General features: G+C 48.8%; 1 protein-coding gene. It reads left to right on the top strand.

Going from position 1 to position 244, the window contains the following annotated elements:
* Nucleotides 1–244 (top strand): hypothetical protein (locus ACTFO6_RS19485; protein ID WP_439935961.1); only part of this gene is annotated, 244 nt, incomplete at both ends.

The following is a 244-nucleotide window of genomic DNA, read 5'->3' as shown; positions in this document are numbered from 1 at the left end:
CATGCTTGCTATCACAAAGGGGAATAGCGTTGATCTTTCGTATCTCGATGATACGGGGAGTGATGATCAGCAGCTTTCGTTTGCTGGGACTTTGTTATCGCTTGCGAATGGAGGTACGGTTGATCTGTCGTCATTGGATGACACGACCGTGTACTCGGCCGGCAATGGTATTGTCATTTCAGGCAATACGATCAGCTTGGCTGATACGGTGGATAAGGTTGCTGATGCCGATGCAGATTCAACC

Origin of the sequence: Pelomicrobium sp. G1 (assembly GCF_051905455.1) — a bacterium.
Taxonomy (GTDB): Bacteria; Pseudomonadota; Gammaproteobacteria; order Burkholderiales; family UBA6910; genus Pelomicrobium.
This window is presented reverse-complemented; position numbering and strand designations above follow the sequence as displayed.